Annotated in this window: 17 protein-coding genes; 9 read left to right on the top strand and 8 right to left on the bottom strand. The window is 70.0% G+C overall.

Annotation, left to right across the window (positions count from 1 at the left end):
- Positions 1-69 precede the first annotated feature (69 nt).
- Entirely contained in the window at positions 70-2619 is a 2550-nt protein-coding gene (clpC1, locus tag ACAG26_RS04395; protein WP_370479838.1) for an ATP-dependent protease ATP-binding subunit ClpC, read from the top strand.
- 131 nt (positions 2620-2750) lie between these two features.
- Here the strand turns inward: clpC1 and ACAG26_RS04400 are convergent, their stop codons facing one another.
- A complete protein-coding gene (locus tag ACAG26_RS04400) occupies positions 2751-4085 on the bottom strand; it encodes a serine hydrolase (RefSeq protein ID WP_370479840.1) in 1335 nt (444 codons plus the stop codon).
- Between the two features lie 10 nt (positions 4086-4095).
- The gene (gene mhuD / locus ACAG26_RS04405; RefSeq protein ID WP_071024898.1) at positions 4096-4413 is read right to left on the bottom strand and encodes a mycobilin-forming heme oxygenase MhuD; all 318 of its coding nucleotides are present in this window, start codon (positions 4411-4413) and stop codon (positions 4096-4098) included.
- A gap of 58 nt (positions 4414-4471) precedes the next feature.
- On the opposite strand from mhuD, the gene ACAG26_RS04410 reads away from it, so the two are divergent.
- Positions 4472-5224 (top strand): alpha/beta fold hydrolase, encoded by a 753-nt coding sequence (locus ACAG26_RS04410; RefSeq protein WP_370479843.1) that lies wholly within the window; start codon positions 4472-4474, stop codon positions 5222-5224.
- 93 nt (positions 5225-5317) lie between these two features.
- Here ACAG26_RS04410 and ACAG26_RS04415 read toward each other — a convergent pair whose 3' ends face one another.
- Positions 5318-6232, bottom strand: a complete 915-nt coding sequence (locus ACAG26_RS04415; protein ID WP_370479846.1) for an A/G-specific adenine glycosylase — start codon at positions 6230-6232, stop codon at positions 5318-5320.
- Between ACAG26_RS04415 and ACAG26_RS04420 the strand changes: the two genes are divergently transcribed.
- Positions 6231-6860 carry a carbonic anhydrase gene (locus tag ACAG26_RS04420; protein ID WP_370479849.1) on the top strand — a complete coding sequence of 210 codons (630 nt, stop codon included), beginning with the start codon at positions 6231-6233 and terminating at the stop codon, positions 6858-6860. The two genes, ACAG26_RS04415 and ACAG26_RS04420, sit on opposite strands and share 2 nt — an antisense overlap.
- A gap of 47 nt (positions 6861-6907) precedes the next feature.
- On the opposite strand, the gene ACAG26_RS04425 is transcribed toward ACAG26_RS04420, so the two are convergent.
- Both ACAG26_RS04425 and ACAG26_RS04430 read right to left on the bottom strand, forming a co-directional pair.
- A complete protein-coding gene (locus tag ACAG26_RS04425) occupies positions 6908-7576 on the bottom strand; it encodes a response regulator (protein WP_370479851.1) in 669 nt (222 codons plus the stop codon).
- On the bottom strand, positions 7573-8775 hold the full coding sequence (locus ACAG26_RS04430; protein WP_370479854.1) for a sensor histidine kinase: 1203 nt from the start codon (positions 8773-8775) through the stop codon (positions 7573-7575). The genes ACAG26_RS04425 and ACAG26_RS04430 overlap by 4 nt, the downstream gene beginning before the upstream one ends.
- Positions 8776-8908: 133 nt before the next feature.
- Here ACAG26_RS04430 and ACAG26_RS04435 point away from each other — a divergent pair, with 133 nt between their 5' ends.
- The 3 genes from ACAG26_RS04435 to ACAG26_RS04445 all read left to right on the top strand — a co-directional run bounded on the left by ACAG26_RS04435 (position 8909) and on the right by ACAG26_RS04445 (position 12987).
- A complete protein-coding gene (locus ACAG26_RS04435; RefSeq protein ID WP_370479856.1) occupies positions 8909-9289 on the top strand; it encodes a hypothetical protein in 381 nt (126 codons plus the stop codon).
- Positions 9282-12107 carry an RND family transporter gene (locus ACAG26_RS04440; RefSeq protein ID WP_370479859.1) on the top strand — a complete coding sequence of 942 codons (2826 nt, stop codon included), beginning with the start codon at positions 9282-9284 and terminating at the stop codon, positions 12105-12107. Before ACAG26_RS04435 ends, ACAG26_RS04440 begins: the two co-directional genes overlap by 8 nt.
- Before the next feature lie 79 nt (positions 12108-12186).
- Positions 12187-12987, top strand: a complete 801-nt coding sequence (locus tag ACAG26_RS04445; RefSeq protein ID WP_370479861.1) for a hypothetical protein — start codon at positions 12187-12189, stop codon at positions 12985-12987.
- Positions 12988-12991: 4 nt separating this feature from the next.
- On the opposite strand, the gene disA is transcribed toward ACAG26_RS04445, so the two are convergent.
- The 3 genes from disA to ACAG26_RS04460 are packed head-to-tail and all read right to left on the bottom strand — an operon-like array spanning position 12992 to position 16176.
- Positions 12992-14107: a DNA integrity scanning diadenylate cyclase DisA gene (disA, locus tag ACAG26_RS04450; RefSeq protein ID WP_370479863.1), complete on the bottom strand. Its 1116-nt coding sequence runs from the start codon at positions 14105-14107 to the stop codon at positions 12992-12994.
- Positions 14104-15549 (bottom strand): DNA repair protein RadA, encoded by a 1446-nt coding sequence (gene radA / locus ACAG26_RS04455; protein WP_370479865.1) that lies wholly within the window; start codon positions 15547-15549, stop codon positions 14104-14106. The genes disA and radA overlap by 4 nt, the downstream gene beginning before the upstream one ends.
- 33 nt (positions 15550-15582) lie before the next feature.
- Complete coding sequence (locus ACAG26_RS04460) at positions 15583-16176, bottom strand: hypothetical protein (protein WP_370479868.1); 594 nt, start codon at positions 16174-16176, stop codon at positions 15583-15585.
- 277 nt (positions 16177-16453) lie between these two features.
- On the opposite strand from ACAG26_RS04460, the gene carD reads away from it, so the two are divergent.
- Genes carD through ispF form a run of 3 tightly spaced genes read left to right on the top strand, consistent with a single transcriptional unit; the run spans position 16454 to position 18120 of the window.
- A complete protein-coding gene (gene carD, locus ACAG26_RS04465; RefSeq protein ID WP_071024923.1) occupies positions 16454-16942 on the top strand; it encodes an RNA polymerase-binding transcription factor CarD in 489 nt (162 codons plus the stop codon).
- Positions 16943-16957: 15 nt separating this feature from the next.
- Complete coding sequence (ispD, locus tag ACAG26_RS04470) at positions 16958-17629, top strand: 2-C-methyl-D-erythritol 4-phosphate cytidylyltransferase (RefSeq protein ID WP_370479871.1); 672 nt, start codon at positions 16958-16960, stop codon at positions 17627-17629.
- On the top strand, positions 17626-18120 hold the full coding sequence (ispF, locus tag ACAG26_RS04475) for a 2-C-methyl-D-erythritol 2,4-cyclodiphosphate synthase (RefSeq protein ID WP_370479874.1): 495 nt from the start codon (positions 17626-17628) through the stop codon (positions 18118-18120). Before ispD ends, ispF begins: the two co-directional genes overlap by 4 nt.
- Positions 18121-18130: the final 10 nt, after the last annotated feature.

Below are 18130 nucleotides of genomic sequence, written 5' to 3' on the forward strand. Positions count from 1 at the left end.
GCCCACTACAGTGGATGGCAGGTACGCGACGCCGAGGTACCGATGGTGAGGGAGAGCAGGTAACCACCGATGTTCGAAAGATTTACCGACCGAGCACGTCGGGTCGTCGTCCTGGCGCAAGAAGAAGCCCGGATGCTCAACCACAACTACATCGGGACCGAGCACATCCTCTTGGGGCTGATCCACGAGGGTGAGGGGGTCGCCGCCAAGTCCCTGGAGTCGTTGGGCATCTCCTTAGAGGGGGTCCGCAGCCAGGTCGAGGAGATCATCGGCCAGGGCCAGCAGGCGCCGTCCGGGCACATCCCGTTCACCCCGCGCGCCAAGAAGGTGCTGGAGCTGTCGCTGCGCGAGGCGCTGCAACTCGGCCACAACTACATCGGCACCGAGCACATTCTGCTCGGACTGATTCGTGAGGGCGAGGGCGTCGCGGCCCAGGTCTTGGTGAAACTGGGCGCGGAGCTGACCCGGGTGCGCCAGCAGGTGATCCAGCTGCTGAGCGGTTACCAGGGCAAGGAGACCGCCGAGGCCGGCACCGGCGGCCGCGGCGGCGAGTCGGGCAACCCGTCGACGTCGCTGGTGCTCGACCAGTTCGGCCGCAACCTCACCGCCGCCGCGATGGAAGGCAAGCTCGATCCGGTCATCGGCCGGGAGAAGGAAATCGAGCGGGTCATGCAGGTGCTTTCCCGGCGCACCAAGAACAACCCGGTGTTGATCGGCGAGCCCGGTGTCGGGAAGACCGCCGTCGTCGAGGGCCTGGCGCAGGCCATCGTGCACGGCGACGTCCCCGAGACGCTGAAGGACAAGCAGCTCTACACCCTGGACCTGGGTTCGCTGGTGGCCGGCAGCCGTTACCGCGGTGACTTCGAGGAGCGCCTGAAGAAGGTGCTCAAGGAGATCAACACCCGCGGCGACATCATCTTGTTCATCGACGAGCTGCACACCCTGGTCGGGGCCGGGGCCGCCGAGGGCGCCATCGACGCCGCGTCCATCCTCAAGCCGAAGCTGGCTCGTGGTGAATTGCAGACCATCGGCGCCACCACACTCGACGAGTACCGCAAGTACATCGAGAAGGATGCCGCGCTGGAGCGCCGCTTCCAGCCGGTGCAGGTCGGCGAGCCCACGGTGGAGCACACCATCGAGATCCTCAAGGGCCTGCGGGACCGCTACGAGGCCCACCACCGGGTGTCGATCACCGACGGTGCGATCGCGGCCGCCGCCACCCTGGCCGACCGCTACATCAACGACCGGTTCCTGCCGGATAAGGCCATCGACCTGATCGACGAGGCCGGCGCCCGGATGCGGATCCGTCGGATGACCGCACCGCCGGACCTACGTGAGTTCGACGAGAAGATCGCCGACGCGCGCCGGGAGAAGGAATCCGCGATCGACGCGCAGGACTTCGAGAAGGCCGCCAGCCTGCGCGACCGGGAAAAGCAGCTGGTCGCGCAGCGCACCGAGCGGGAAAAGCAGTGGCGTTCCGGTGACTTGGACGTGGTCGCCGAGGTCGACGACGAGCAGATCGCCGAAGTGCTGGGCAACTGGACCGGGATCCCGGTGTTCAAGCTCACCGAGGCCGAAACCACCCGGCTGCTGCGGATGGAAGATGAGCTGCACAAGCGGATCATCGGCCAGGAGGACGCGGTCAAGGCGGTCTCCAAGGCCATCCGCCGCACCCGCGCCGGGTTGAAGGACCCCAAGCGCCCGTCCGGTTCGTTCATCTTCGCCGGCCCGTCCGGGGTCGGGAAGACCGAGCTGTCCAAGGCGCTGGCGGAGTTCCTGTTCGGCGACGACGACGCGCTGATCCAGATCGACATGGGCGAGTTCCACGACCGGTTCACCGCCTCTAGGCTGTTCGGTGCCCCGCCCGGGTACGTCGGCTACGAGGAGGGCGGTCAGCTCACCGAGAAGGTGCGGCGCAAGCCGTTCTCGGTGGTGCTGTTCGACGAGATCGAGAAGGCGCACCAGGAGATCTACAACAGCCTGTTGCAGGTGCTGGAGGACGGTCGGCTTACCGACGGTCAGGGCCGCACGGTGGACTTCAAGAACACCGTGTTGATCTTCACCTCCAACCTGGGCACCTCCGACATCTCCAAGGCCGTCGGCCTCGGGTTTAGCCAGGGCGGCGGGGAGAACAACTACGAGCGGATGAAGCTCAAGGTCAACGACGAGCTCAAGAAGCACTTCCGGCCGGAGTTCCTCAACCGCATCGACGACATCATCGTCTTCCACCAGTTGACCCGCGACGAGATCATCCGGATGGTCGACCTGATGATCGGTCGGGTCGCTACCCAGCTCAAGGCCAAGGACATGGCGATGGAGCTGACCGACAAGGCCAAGTCGTTGCTGGCCAAGCGTGGCTTCGACCCGGTGCTGGGGGCCCGCCCGCTGCGGCGCACCATCCAGCGCGAGATCGAGGACCAGCTGAGCGAGAAGATCCTGTTCGAGGAGGTCGGTCCCGGCCAGATCGTCACCGTCGACGTGGACAACTGGGATGGCGAATCCTCCGGTGAGGACGCGAAGTTTACCTTCACCGGACGCCGCAAGCCGGACGAGCCGGCCGAGGCGGATCTGGCTAAGGCGGGCGCCCACAGCACCGGCGGCGCGCACGCCGCCGAGTAACGGCTAGCACCAGAGCGTTCGTGATTGTGCGGTTTCATACGCTTAAGCGCCTTAAAGCGTATGAAACCGCACAGTCGGCGCAATTTTCCGCGGGCTAGCGTTAGTGGGCGCCGCGGCATCGCACGGGGTGGCTACGGTTGCCGGGGGAGCAGCGCGAACACCTCCCGGGCGATCTGCACCATCCAGCTGCCCACCCGCGGGCCGTGGTCGCGGGCCCAGTTCAGCTGGAAGCTGACCACCCAGGGCTGCCCGGATTTGTCGACCGCGTACCAGCTGAACGTCAAATCACCCGGCAGGCCACCGGCTTTGGAGCCGATGTAGGGCCATTCGGTGCGATCCAGCTCGACGCCGGCGACGGCGGACATGATCTCTTTGACCGGGGCGGCCTTGCCGACCGCACCGGTTTGCAACGCGGCGTGGATGCGGCAGATGTCCTGCGCGCTGCCATACCATTCCGCGCCGTACATCGAGGCCGGAATGTGGGCGCGGGTCGGATCTGGCTGGTACGGCACCGAATTGGCTTGTTGCAGCAGCTGGGCGCGCACCTGCGGGGAGGCGTGCTGCCAGCGCTCGCGCAGATCGGGTTCGCCCCAACCGACCGAAAACAGTTCGTACATGGTTGGGAACGGCGTCATGCTGGCCGGGTCGTGGTGGCCGGCCGCCACCAGGGCCTGCTCGACGGCGTGGGTGCCCACCTTGCCGATCAGCAGGTCGGTGGCCATGTTGTCGCTGGTGGCGATCATCTTCTCGGCGGCCGTGCGCACCGAAACGTGGGCCCCGGGCGGCAGTTTCTCCAACCCGGAGGAACCCACCACTTTGGCCCGTTCGGTGATCGTCAGCTGATCGTCCCAGGACACCGTCCCGGCCTTGACCGCGTTGGCCACCGCGTACAACACATACAGCTTGAAAATCGAGGCCAGCGGCAGGGATTCGCTGGTGTTGGTACCGGCCACCGGGTCACAATGGCCGTCGTTGACCTTGGCGGCCTGATAGGAGTACCGGGCGCCGGTCCTGCTCAACACGGCGTCGAGGTCCCGCCACGACGTGACCGGCGGGGTCTGGGTGGTGACATCGAAGCGGTCCACCAGCCCGTTGTCGTCGGTGTGCAGTTCGATGTCCTGGCGGGCCCCGTAGGACGTCACCAGGTGCAGGGTGGCCGCCCCGGCGTGGATATCGACGCTTTCGAAAGTAAACGGGCGGTCCCACCACAGCCCCTCCATGGTGGTGACCACCGAATCCACCATGTCCGGGGCGGCCAGCGTGCGGACCCCGACCGGGCCGATCGGCCAGTCCGAGTTGAGCATGTCCACCGTCTGCTTGGCCCGCAGGCCCGGCGGGGTTTTGGTGTCGATCTGCACCCCGGCGTCCCGCGCGTTCGCGGACGGCACGGGGGACTGGCTACAACCACCGGCCAGAGCGACGGTCAGCGCGGCGGCGACCGTCACCGCCACCGCGCGTCGTCGCATCCGGATCCGGCTACGCCTGTTCGCCGGTTGGGGCAACGTCTAACACAACCTCGAATTCCAGCAGGGACGCACCGGTTGCCACCGGATTGGCCTGCTGACCAGCGTGGGCTTGCGCGGCGCGGCCGGTGGCCCACGCCTGGAAGGCCTCGTCGGACTCCCAGTGGGTCACCACGAAGTAGCGGTCCTCACCCTTGACCGGGCGCAACAGTTGAAAGCCGAGGAAGCCGGGAGATTTTTCCACCGTGTGGGCGCGATTGGCGAACCGCTTCTCCAGTTCGGGGCCCGCGTCCGCGGGCACCTCGATTGCGTTGATCTTCACCACTGGCATGGCGTTAAGGCTACCGTGCCGTCCCGTCGACCCGGCAGGCCACGCAAGATGAACACCTATGCCAACCGATCTGCTCACCCACCGCGGCGGCCGGGGCGAGCCGCTGGTTTTGGTGCACGGCCTGATGGGCCGGGGCAGCACCTGGTCGCGTCAGCTGCCGTGGCTGACCCGGCTGGGCAGCGTGTACACCTACGACGCGCCGTGGCACCGCGGGCGCGACGCCGTCGACCCCGACCCGATCAGCACCGAACGCTTCGTCGCCGACCTGGCCGACGCGGTGGCCGCGCTGGGCGCACCGGCGCGGCTGGTCGGCCATTCGATGGGCGCCCTGCATTCGTGGTGCCTGGCGGCGCAGCACCCCGAGTGGGTCACCGCGCTGGTGGTGGAGGACATGGCCCCGGACTTCCGGGGCCGCACCACCGGGCCGTGGGAGCCGTGGGTGCATGCGCTGCCGGTCGAGTTCAGCGCCGCCGAGCAGGTGCGGGCCGAGTTCGGCCCGATCGCCGGCCAGTATTTCCTGGAGGCCTTCGACCGCACCGCGACCGGGTGGCGGCTGCACGGGTATCCGGCCCGGTGGATCGAGATCGCCGCCGAATGGGGCACCCGCGACTACTGGGCGCAGTGGCGGGCGGTGCGCTGCCCGGCGCTGCTGATCGAGGCCGGCAACTCGGTCACCCCGCCGGGCCAGATGCGCGCAATGCACGAAACGGGATATCGCACCACGTATCTGCATGTCCCTGAGGCCGGCCACCTGATTCACGACGAGGCGCCGGACGCCTACCGCGCCGCGGTCGAGGCGTTCCTGTCCTAACCGGCTCGCGTGTTGAGATTGCGGGTGTGGTCGCGGTTTTTCGAAAACCGCGACCACACCCGCAATCTCGACGTTCCCCTGGCCTGCTAACGATTACTCGCCCTCGCCGGCCAGCCCGAACCGGCCGTCGGCGGTCTGCTCCACCAGCCCGTCGACCAGCAGCGAATCCAGCGCCCGGTCCCGCTGGGCGGTGTCGACCAGCCACGCCACGTCCAGTTCGGCGCGGGTGACCGGAGAATCGTTGGCCCGCAACACGTCCAGCAGCCGGCCCCGCACCTGGCGATCGGTGCCGGCGTAGCGCTGGGCCGGGCGCGCCGGACCGGCGGCGGGCGGGTAGCCGGCGGTCCGCCAGGCGCACACCCGCAGCGGGCACAACCCGCAGCGCGGCGTGCGGGCGGTGCACACCGTGGCGCCCAGCTCCATCAGGGCCGCGGAGAACTGCGGCGCGGTGTCGTCGTCGGGCAGCAGCGCGGCGACCTCGGCGTGGTCGCGCACCGCCGATGGTGTGCCCGCCTCGGCGCGGCCGTGCACCGCGCGGGCCACCACCCGGCGCACATTGGTGTCCACCACCGGGACCGGCTGACGGTAGGCAAAACAGGCCACCGCCCGCGCGGTGTAGCCGCCCACCCCGGGCAGGTTCAGCAGCGTGTCGACGTCGTCGGGCACCACGTCGGCGTGGTCGCGGGCGATCACGGTCGCGCACTCGTGCAGCCGTTTGGCCCGGCGCGGATAACCCAGCTTGCCCCAGGCGCGCAGCACGTCGGCGGCGCTGGCCGCGGCGGTCGCCGACGGCGTCGGCCAGCGCGTCACCCAGTCCGACCAGACCGGCAGCACCCGGGCCACCGGTGTTTGCTGCAGCATGAACTCGCTGACCAGGATCTGCCACGGTGTCACGTCGGGATCCCGCCACGGCAGGTCGCGCCGGGCGCCCGCATACCAGCCCAGCAGTTCCTCGGCGCCGACACTCATTGGGCGCCCGCGCCGGCCACAAGGCAGAATGTGAGCCATGCCCAATTCGAACCCGGTATCCGCATGGAAGGCACTCAAGGAGGGTAACGAGCGCTTCGTCGCCGGCACGCCCCAACATCCCAGCCAGAGCATCGAGCACCGGGCCAGCCTGGCCGAGGGGCAAAAACCCACCGCGGTGGTGTTCGGCTGCGGCGATTCCCGGGTGGCCGCCGAGATCATCTTCGACCAGGGGCTCGGCGACATGTTCGTGGTCCGCACCGCCGGCCACGTCATCGACGCCGCGGTGCTGGGCTCGATCGAGTTCGCGGTGGCGGTGCTCAATGTGCCGCTGATCGTGGTGCTCGGCCACGACAGTTGCGGGGCGGTCAAGGCGACGTTGGCCGCGCTCGACGACGGGGTGCTGCCCGGCGGCTATGTGCGCGACCTGGTCGAGCGGGTGACCCCGTCGATTTTGCTGGGCCGCCGCGAGGGGCTGAGCCGGGTTGATGAGTTTGAGGCGCGGCACGTGACCGAGACCGGTGCGCAGCTGCTGGCCCGCTCCAGGACGATCGCCGAGAAGGTGGCCGACGGCACCCTGGCGATCGCCGGGGTCACCTATCACCTCGCCGACGGGCGGGCGGTGCTGCGCGACCACCTCGGCAACATCGGCGACGAACCGGCCAGCTGACTCAGCTCCCGGGCTCAACGGGACCTCGGCGCGCCCGTCGCGTGACCTCAATTCCCGTGCCGCGGTACGACGATGCCGTGGTCGTAGGCGTAGACGATGGCGGCCGCCCGGTCGCGCAGATCGAGCTTGACGAAGATGCGCCCGATGTGGCTTTTCACCGTCACCTCCGAAATGCAGAGCTGGTCGGCGATTTCGGTGTTGGACCGGCCCTGGCCGATCAACGTCAGCACGTCCCGTTCACGGGCGGTCAGCTCGGCGACGGTGTCGGCGCGGCGCTGCACGGCGACCTGCCGGTAGGTGGACAGCACCCGTGCGGTGACCGCCGGATCGAGGTAGCTGTCGCCCGCGGCGACCGCGCGCACCGCGCGGATCAGCTCCTCGGCCGAGGAGTCCTTGAGCACGAATCCCGACGCCCCGGCCCGCAGCGCCCCGGACAGCAGCTCGTCCTCGTTGAACGTGGTCAGCGTCAGCACCGGCGGCGAATCCGGAGCGGCGCAATGGATGCGGGTGGCTTCGATCCCGTCGACCCGCTTCATCCGCAGGTCCATCACCACCACATCGGGGTGGTGCTCGGCGACCGCCGCGGGCACCTCGTCACCGTCGGCGCATTCGGCGACGATGACGAAGCCGTCCTTGCGGCGCAGGATCCGGCGCAGCCCGGAGCGGACCAGGTCCTGATCGTCGACCAGCAGCACGGAGATCTCGGGGCCACTCATGTCAGCGGGCACCGTCGCCGCGACGGGCTGGGATCGCCCAACGGGATCTCGGCGCGCACCGACCACCCTTCGGCGCAAGGCCCGGCGTCGATGACGCCGCCGAGCAACTCGACCCGCTGGCGCATCCCGGCCAGGCCGCGGCCACCCCGTGACGCCGCGGCCACCGCCACCGGCATCTCGTTGACGATCACCAGCCGCGCGCTGGGTGGTGAAACCACCAGCTCCACCGTGGCCTTGGAGTCCGGCGCATGCTTGGCGATATTGGCCAGCGACTCTTGGGTGATGCGGTACAGCGCCAACCCCACGGCCGCCGATACCTGATCACCGGACCCGTCGGCGTGCAGCACGACCTGGAGCCCGGCCTGCAGATAATCCTCGATCAGGTCACCGATGTCGGCGATCCCGGGTTCCGGCGCGGTGCCGGCCGGGCCGTCCTCCAGCAGCCCGACGGTGCGCCGGATGTCGGCCATCGCCTGGCGGCCCAGCCGCTCGGCGTCGGTCAGCGCGTCGACCGCGTCGTCGACGTCGCGGTCCTGCTGCAGCGCATGCCGCGCCCCGGTGACATGCAGCAGCGTGATGGACAGCGAATGCGCGATGACGTCGTGCACCTCGCGGGCGATGCGCCGCCGCTCGTCGGCCGCCGCGTGCTCGGCCAAATCGGCCTGCAACTCCTGCTGTTTGACCAGTAACCCGGCCTGCATCCGGGTCAAAATCCCCATCAACCAACCCGTCCCGGCTATGCCCAGATACAGCGGCAGCGCGTCGAGCCGGTGCGTCGCCCACGCCACCGCCAGCAGCGCCAGCGCCGCCCCCAGCGCAAGTACCCCGGAAACCGGTGGGGCCAATGCCGTGAAGCACCCCAGCGCCACCACCAGCAGCGCCGGGGCGAGATCACCGTCGATCGGGGTCGCGGTCGCGAACAGCAGGATCATGCTGGCCGCATACGAGGTCGCCCACGTCAAACCGGGCATGAACTTGACCCCGGCCACAAAGAACAGCACCAACGGGGCTAGCGCCAGCAGCGCCGCCGCCGTCGCCGTGGGCAGATCCGCACGCGGGCGTTGCAGCACCGAACCGACCAGGATGAGCACCATGGCGCCGTCGACCAGCAGGATAAATAACCAGGAGTAGCCGGGCGGGATGAGCGCACTGCGGCGCCGGTACCGCTCACCGACGAAGTCGGCTGCCGCACGCAACATCGGCTCATCGTAGAAGGGATCATCGCCGCGCACATCGTGCTTGGGGCGGACAAGCACTCCGACCCCGGTAGGACACGCAAAACCGGACCGCGGCACGATGCCGCGCCGGCCGGCGATTCGTAGCGTCGATGCCATGACTTGGACCGAACTGCACGAGCGGATGGCCTTCATGGCCGACCTGATCGCCAAAGCCGCCGAAGATCCCCAGGCGGCACTGCATTTCAACGGCAACCGGCCCGATGTCGAGCGGCTGTTCGGCAGCGAGGAAGGCCTGCTGCTGGCGCTGCAGCAGCGTTGGATGACCGCGCTGACCGCCAAGCTCGATCAAGCCCACCACGAAGGGGTGCCCGCCGCGCAAGCCCGGGCGCAATTGGCCGCCCAGGAGCGCGGCTTGCGCGCCCTACTGGATGCCGGAATGCAGCGATCGGTGCGGGTCCGGGCGCTGCAACATGACGAGCCGCGGATCGCCGAGCTGTTCGACGGCATGCCGATTTCGCTGCAGACCATTGCCTGAGCTGCTGGCCCGCGCCGGGCGGTTCATCCAACGTTGGGCGGCCGTCATCGTGTTGGGTTGGATCGTCGCCGCCGGCCTGGCGAATCTGGCGGTGCCGCAGCTGGAACGGGTGGTGGCGACGCATTCCCGGTCCTTCATGCCCGCCGACGCGCCCAGCTCGCGAGCGGCACTGCGATCGGCCGAGCTGTCCGAGGAAGCGCCCCGCAACAACCTTAACTACGTTGTCCTGGAGCGGGATCAACCGCTGGGCCCAGCCGACCGGAGCTACTACGAGGCGCTGGTGGCCGCGCTGCGCGCCGACCACGGCCACGTCTACTCGGTCACCGATTTGTGGACTGCACCGCTCACCGAAGCCGCCGCGCAAAGCCCAGACCGCCGCGCCGTCGATGTGATGGTGCAGATGTCGGGCATGTTGGGCGCCTCGGCGGCCAGCGAGTCCGTCGCCGCGGTCCGGCACACCCTGACCCGGCTGCACCCGCCCGACGGCCTGCACGTCTACCTGACCGGACCGGGCGCCACCCTGGTCGACGAGTTCGCCGCGATCGATCACCAGATGCTGGCCATCACCGCCGCGACCGTGCTGGTGATCATGGTGCTGCTGCTGCTCGTGTACCGCTCGCCGGTGGCCACCGCGATCCCGCTGATCTCGGTGGGGCTGGCGCTGGCGGTGGCCCGGCCACTGGTGGCCGCGCTCGCCGAGCGCGGCGTCATCGAGGTGTCGCTGTTCACGGTCGCGCTGATCGCGGCGATGATCCTCGGCGCGGGCACCGACTACGCCATCTTCCTGATCGGCCGCTACCACGAGGGCCGCCGCCACGGCGTCGACCCCGCCGCCGCCCTGACCGCCGCCTACCGCGGTGTCGCACCGGTCATCGTCGGGTCGGCGTCGACCATGGCGGTGGCGTTGGCGTGTTTGAACCTGGCCCACATCAGCATGTTCCGCAGCACCGGAATACCCTGCGCGATCGGCATTTTGGTGGGCATGCTGGCCGCGCTCACGTTGACACCGGCGCTGATCGCGCTGGCCGGCCGCCGCGGCTGGCTGGAACCCCGCCGGGCGGTCACCGCGCGGCGCTGGCGGCGCGTCGGCGCGATCGTTGCCCGCTGGCCGGGGCCGGTTTTCCTGGCCAGCGCCGGGCTGATCCTGGTGTTGACCGTGCCGTTGGCCGGCCTGCGGACCGGCTGGAACGAGCCCTCGGCCACCCCGGCCCGGTCCGAGGCCAACCGCGGCTACGCGGCGATGGACCGGCACTTCCCGGCCAACCAGCTGTTGCCCGACGTGGTGACCGTCGAGGCCGATCACGATCTGCGCAACCCGGCCGGGCTGCTGGCCGTCGAGCGCATCACCCGGGCGGTGATGGCCATCCCGGGGGTGCGGATGGTGCAGTCCGCCAGCCGGCCGGCGGGCAGGGTGCCCGACGAGGCCACCCTGAGCCACCAGGCCGGGCTGCTGGGCACCCAACTCGGCGGCGGCATCGACTCGCTCACCGGTCGGCTGACCGGGGTCGGCGACCTCGACGCGGTGCTCAACCGGCTGTCGGCGACGATCGACCAACTCGACGGCGCGATGACCGGCGGCGTCACCGGCATGAGCGAAATCGGTTCGGCCGCCGACGATATGCGCGCCGGCATGGACGGGCTGCAAAGCAACGTCGGGGTGGTGTCGGGGTACCTGGACCCGCTGCGCGGCTTCGTCGACAGCACCCCGGACTGCCCGGCCAACCCGCTCTGCGCGGTGGTCGCGCGGGTGGTCGAACCCGTCGACAGCATGGTCGCCAGCTCGGCCGCACTGACCGGTGGCGCCGCCAAACTCACCGCGGGTTCGGGCACCGCCACCGCGGCGCTGGCCGGGCTGCCGGCGACGCTGCGGTCGATGCGGGGGGTGCTGAGTCAGGCTCAGAGCGCCACCCGTGAGCTGAACGGCGTGGTGGACGCGCTTTCCCCGCAGCTGCACGAGCTCACCGACTACCTGCGCGGGGTCGCCGCCGATTTCCGGGACAGCGCGGCCGGCGGCTTCTACCTGCCGTCCCGCGCACTCGCCGACCCCCGATACCGGGAGGTGCTGCGGGCGCTGATGTCAGCGGATGGCCGCGCCACCTATCTGATGGTGTACGGCACCGGGCAGGAGTGGGGCGCCGACGGCGCGCAGCGCGCCCGCCAGATCGACGTCGCCGTCACCGAGGCAACCAAGGAGGGCACCCTGACCCCGGTGTCGGTGCAGCTGGCCGGGGTGGGGCCGTCGACCCGGGACTTGCAGACCCTGGTCCGCGGGGACGTCGTGTTGCTGGTGGCGGCGACACTGGCGCTGATCTTCGCGATCGTGGCGGTGATGCTCGGCAGCCCGGTGGCCGCGCTGGCGGTGGTTGGCACCGTCATCGTGTCCTACGCGTCGGCCCTGGGGCTGAGCGTGCTGGTCTGGCAACACCTGCTGGGCCAGCCGCTGCATTGGGCGGTCGCGCCGATGGCGTTCATCGCGTTGGTGGCCGTCGGCGCCGACTACAACCTGCTGTTGGCGCTGCGGATCCGCGAAGAGGCCAAAGCCGGGATCGGCACCGGGCTGATCCGCGCCTTCGGCGGCACCGGCGGGGTGGTGACCACCGCCGGCATCATCTTCGGGATCACCATGTTCGCCCTGGTGGGCAGCACCGTGCTGAGCATCGCCCAGGTCGGCTCGACGGTCTGCGCCGGCTTGTTGCTGGACACCCTGATCGTGCGGACCCTGGTGCTGCCGTCGCTGGTGGCGACGCTGGACCGCTGGTTCTGGTGGCCGGGCCAGCTCACCGCGCCGCGCCGGGCACCGCAACGAGCCCGCAGATAGTCGGGCAAGGTCACAACCGCGCAACGACACGCCGACACGGGTCGGACGGATCGGCGTGACCTGGCCTTACCGTGAGAACGTGCTGGATTTGGAACCGCATGGCCCGCTGCCACCGCAGATCTATTGGCGGCGGCGCGCCCTGGCACTGGGCATCGCGGTGGTCGTGATCGGGGCCGTGGTCGCGGTCATTATCGCCGTGGTGAGCAGCAGCGCCGGCGCCAAACCGGCCGCCGAGAAACCGGCCAGCGGACACACCCCGCCGGCCGCGCAACCGGAAGTCAAGACGCCGGTGGTGCCGCCGGCCGCCAACCAAGCCCCGGCCCCGACGCCCACGGCGGCGGTGGAGCCGCCGCCGGTGCTCAAGGAGGGCGACGACTGCCCCGACTCGACGCTGGCGGTCAAGGGGCTGACCAACCAGCCCCGGTACACCGTCGGTGAGCAGCCGAAGTTCACCATGGTCGTCACCAACATCGGGTTGGTGTCCTGCAAACGTGACGTCGGGGCGGCCGTGCTGGCGGCCTACGTGTACTCGCTGGACAACCAGCGGTTGTGGTCCAACCTGGACTGCGCACCGTCCAACGAAACCCTGGTGAAGACGTTCGCGCCGGGCGAGCAGGTCACCACCGCGGTGACCTGGACCGGGATGGGATCGGCGCCGCAGTGTCCGCTGCCGCGTCAACCGATCGGGCCGGGCACCTACAACCTCGTCGTGCAACTGGGCAACCTGCGGTCGGCCGCGGTGCCGTTCATCCTCGCCGAGGCGTCCCCGGCCACCGGGGTACCGCCCCAGGACGGCGTGTCGCCCGGGCTGCCCCCACAAGGGCCGCCGCCGGGTCCGCCGCCGATGCCCGGCCCGCCGCCGGTGGCTCCGCCGGGCTGACCGATCACGCCAGCCGGTCGGCGATCGTCGACTCGGCCAGGTGCGACAACCCCTCCCGCACGTGGCGGGACCACATCGCGCCGATGCCCTCCACCGCCTGCAGATCCCCGGCGCTGGCCGCCAGCAGGCCCTGCAGGGTGCCGAACGCCCGGACCAGCAGGTCGGCGTGGGCGAACTGCAGTCGCGGGATCCCGGCCATCGCCCGGTAGCCGCGCGCGCTGACCCCCGAGTCCTGCGCCTCCGCGGTCGCCGGATAGCCGAACACCGTGGCCAGCGCGGTGAAGTCGAGCAGCTCGCTGTCCGACAGCGCGTCCAGCTCGTCGAGGGTGGCGGCCACCTGCGCCTTGGACAGCGCCGCCGGGTTGGCGTGGTAGTCCCGCACGATCAGCTCCCGGTCGGTGTCGTTGCCGCCCAGCAGCTCATCGAGCTGCAGCCGCAGCTGCCGGCCGTCGGTGCCCAATTCGACGACGTCGTTGTCGATCACCAAACCGATGCGGCGGACCAATTCCAGCCGCTGCACCACGGTCATCACGTCCCGCAGCGTGGCGAAGTCCTCGATCTCGGCCCGCGACAGTGCCCGGCTGACCTCGTCGAGCCGGGTCTTGTAGCGTTCCAGCGTCGCGATGGCCTGATTGGCCCGGGACAGGATGGTTGCCGAGTCGGCCAGCACGTGGCGTTCCCCGCCGACGTAGACGGTCACGATGCTCATCGACTGGCTGACCGAGACCACCGGGAACCCGGTCTGGATCGCGGCCCGCTCCGCGGAACGGTGCCGGGTGCCGGACTCGTCGGTGGGGATCGACGGGTCCGGCACCAGCTGCACGTTGGCCCGCACGATGCGGCTGGCGTCGGTGGAGAGCACCACCGCGCCGTCCATCTTGGCCAGCTCCCGCAGCCGGGTCGGCGCGTACCGCACGTCGAGGGAAAACCCGCCGTCGCAGATCGCCTCGACATTGTCGTCGTGGCCGAGCACCACCAGCGCCCCGGTCCGGCCGCGCAGGATGCGCTCGAAACCGTCGCGCAGCGGTGTGCCGGGCGCCAGCCGGCCGACCGCCTCCCGCAGGGTGGGGCGGGTCGCCGGCGGCGCGCCGTGGGTGTTCCTTCTGCCCGTCGTCGTCACGACCATCCATTCTGCGCTGCGCCGCCCCGGTCGGGCGGCCCATCCAGACTATGCAGCCGCGGCGGTTTGCTGGTGCGATGGTCGGCGATGTCGACCAGGTGGCCCAGCGCCGCGCCGATCGTCGCCGCCTCCAGGGTGCGCATCCCGGCCGGCACCGCCGCGCCGCCGGGCGGGATCAGCGCGGTGGTGAACCCGAGCCGGGCCGCCTCGCTCAGCCGCCGTTCCAGCCCGCTGACCTGCCGCAGGTCGCCGGCCAACCCGACCTCGCCGATCACCACCGCGGTGGTGGGCAGCGGCAGCTCGGCGGTCGCCGAGGCCAGCGCCATCGCCACGGCCAGGTCACACGACGGGTCGGTGAGCCGCATGCCGCCGACGGTGGACAGGTAGATGTCGCAGGCGCCGATGGGTAGCCGGGCGTGTTTTTCCAGCACCGCGGTGACCATCGCGGCGCGGCCGTGGTCGATGCCGCTGACCGCCCGCCGCGGTGACCCGCCGTTCGGGGTGGCCAGCAACGCCTGGACCTCGCCGACTAGCGGCCGTTTGCCGTCCAACGCCACCGTGATCGCGGTGCCGGGCACCGGGGCGGGCCGCTGCTCCAAAAACAGCCCCGAGGGGTCGGCGATCCCTTCAATCCCGTTGTCGTGCAACAGGAAGCATCCGACCTCGTCGGCGGCGCCGAACCGGTTCTTCACCCCGCGGACCATCCGCAAGGTGGTGTTGCGGTCACCTTCGAAATGCAGCACCACGTCGACGAGGTGTTCCAGCGACCGGGGACCGGCGATCGCGCCGTCCTTGGTGACGTGGCCGACCAGCACCAGCGCCACCCCGGTGGTCTTGGCGACCGTGGTCAGTGCGGTGGTCACCGCGCGCACCTGGGTGACGCCACCGGACACCCCGTCGGCCTCGGTGGTGGAGATGGTCTGCACCGAGTCCACCACGACCAGCGTGGGCTGCACCGCCTCGATGTGGCCGAGCACCGCGTGCAGATCCGATTCGGCGGCCAGGTAGATCTCGTCGTGGCTGCAGCCGGTGCGTTCGGCGCGCAGCCGGATCTGCCCGCTGGACTCCTCGCCGGAGACGTACAGCGCCCGCTGACCGGTTTCCGCCCAGCGGTGGGCGACCTCCAGCAGCAGCGTCGACTTGCCCACCCCGGGATCGCCGGCCAGCAGCGTGACCGACCCGGGCACCACGCCGCCGCCGAGCACCCGGTCCAGCTCACCGACGCCGGTCGGGTAGTGCCGGGTGTGGCCGGGCTGGATGGAGCTGATCGGCACCGCGGGGGAGCTCGGAATCACCGCACGCCGGCCCACACCGGACGCCGCGCCCAGGGACGCCACCTCGTCGACGGTGCCCCAGGTGCCGCAGCCCGGGCAGCGACCCACCCATTTGGTGGTGATGTGCTGGCATTCCGAGCAGCGGTACTGCGCACGTGCCTTGGTCACGGGGTGACCGTATCGGGCGAGTGTGACAGCCCGTTACTCGTTTCCGGACATGACCTGCTGCGGAGCCGTCCCGGCGGAGATGGGCACCGCCAGGGTGATGCTGCCGGCCACCTTGAAATCGAAGGTGAAGTTGTAGGTCAGGCCGTTGCTGATCGGCTTGCTCAATGCCACGGTCGCGGCCGCGGCGCTGGCGTCCTCGATGTTGCGGAGTTCCTGCATGGCTTTCGCCGGCGCCGCATCCTGGCCGGCCGGGGTGCCGACCACCAGCATGCCGCCGGCCGGCAGCGTCTTGTTGCCGTTGACGGTCACCGTGCCGATGTCGGTGTGGATGCCGGTCAGTTCGTCGCGGGTGTCCGGGGACTGGTTGCTGACCACGAAATCCAGGTCGACGGTTTTGCCGGGTTCGACGAAGTCGCCGCTCTGGTCGGACTGGATGCGCACATTGCGCAGCGCCACATGCTTGAGCACCCCGCCGGTGCCGTTCACCGCGGACGCCTGGTTCGCGGTCTGCGAGATCTGTCCGGTGCCGCAGCCGCTGAGGGTGCCGGCACCGAGGGTGGCGCACAGCGCCAGCCCGACGGTGGCCGCGGATACGCGGGTACGCAGGCGGGTGTCGATGCGGTTCACTCAATGCCTCCTGCTCGGTACCGACGCTGCGGTTGATGACTATGCACTGTAGTAGGACGGTCCGGCCGGCGGTAGCGCAGGGCGGCCCAGCCCCTGCCAGCGCCGCACGCCGCGCTCGGATCGGTGCTCGGCGAAATCCTCGACGTGTGGTGTGTTGCACGGATTTAGCGCCGTGTCAACCCCTATTCTTCACCGGCGGTGCCCCTGACCTGCACCGTTGTTCAACGCGTGTTGGTGGCCCGTGTTAGCATGGAGTGGCGAAAGGGGCTCGAATCAGATGATTTTTAAGGTCGGAGACACCGTCGTCTATCCACACCACGGTGCCGCACTAATCGAGGCGATCGAAACCCGGACCATCAAAGGCGAACAAAAAGACTATCTCGTTTTGAAGGTGGCGCAGGGCGACCTCACCGTTCGAGTCCCCGCCGAGAATGCCGAGTATGTCGGCGTGCGCGACGTGGTTGGGCAGGAGGGCCTGGACAAGGTCTTCCAGGTGCTGCGCGCCCCCCACACCGAGGAGCCGACCAACTGGTCGCGCCGCTACAAGGCCAACCTGGAGAAGCTCGCCTCCGGTGATGTCAACAAGGTCGCCGAGGTCGTGCGCGATTTGTGGCGCCGCGACCAGGAGCGTGGCCTGTCGGCCGGCGAGAAGCGGATGCTGGCCAAGGCTCGGCAGATCCTGGTCGGCGAGTTGGCGTTGGCGGAGAACACCGACGACGCCAAGGCGGAGACCATTCTCGACGAGGTTCTGGCCGCCGCGTCCTGACCTCCGGAGGGTTTGGTGACGGGCACGATCGCCGTCGTTCCAGCTGCAGGCTCCGGTGAACGGTTAGCGGTCGGTGTTCCCAAGGCGTTTTTCCATCTCGAGGGGCGCACCCTGGTGGAACGCGCCGTCGCCGGCCTGCTGCAGTCCGGGGTGGTGGACCGGGTGGTGGTGGCGGTACCCGCCGAACGCACCGACCAAGCCAAGCTGATCCTGGGCGGCGAGGCTACCGTCGTGGCCGGCGGTGCCACCCGGGTGGACTCGGTCCGCCGGGCGCTGGCCGCGGTATCTGCCGCCGAGCAGCCCGATTTTGTGCTGGTGCACGACGCCGCCCGTGCGCTGACACCGCCCGATTTGATCGTCCGGGTGGTCGAGGCGCTGCGGGCCGGGCACTCCGCGGTGGTGCCCGCGTTGCCGGTGCCCGACACCATCAAAGCGGTCGACGCCAACGGCGTGGTGCTGGGCACGCCGGAGCGAGACGGCCTGCGGGCGGTGCAGACCCCGCAGGGCTTTGCCACCGACCTGCTGCTGCGCGCCTACCAGCGCAGCGGCGACGGCGAGTTCACCGACGACGCGTCCATGGTTGAGCACGTCGGCGGCCAGGTCCAGGTGGTCGCCGGCGACCCGCTGGCCTTCAAGATCACCAACCGGCTGGACCTGCTGCTGGCCCAAGCGGTGGTGGGCGAGTGAACCCGCTGCCGCGGGTCGGGCTGGGCACCGACGTGCATCCGATCGAAACCGGCCGGCCCTGCTGGCTGCTGGGGCTGCTGTTCCCCGACGCCGACGGCTGCGCCGGGCACTCCGACGGCGACGTCGCCGTGCACGCGCTGTGCGACGCCCTGCTGTCGGCCGGCGGGCTCGGCGACCTGGGGGCGGTGTTCGGGGTCGATGACCCCCGCTGGGCCGCGGTGACCGGCGCGGCGATGCTTGGCCATGTCCGCGACCTGCTGGCGGCGCAGGGTTTTACCGTCGGCAACGCCGCCGTGCAGGTGATCGGCAACCGGCCCAAGGTTGGGCCGCGGCGCGCGGAGGCCCAACAGCTGCTGTCCGAGTTGCTCGGCGCCCCGGTCGCGGTGTCGGCGACCACCACCGACGGCCTCGGGTTGACCGGCCGCGGCGAAGGGCTGGCCGCCATCGCCACCGCGCTGGTGGTGCCGGGCCCGCCCCCACCAGCCAGGTAAGCTGGCACGT

The organism is Mycobacterium sp. pUA109 (genome assembly GCF_041287095.1).
In the GTDB taxonomy this organism is placed as follows: Bacteria; Actinomycetota; Actinomycetes; order Mycobacteriales; family Mycobacteriaceae; genus Mycobacterium.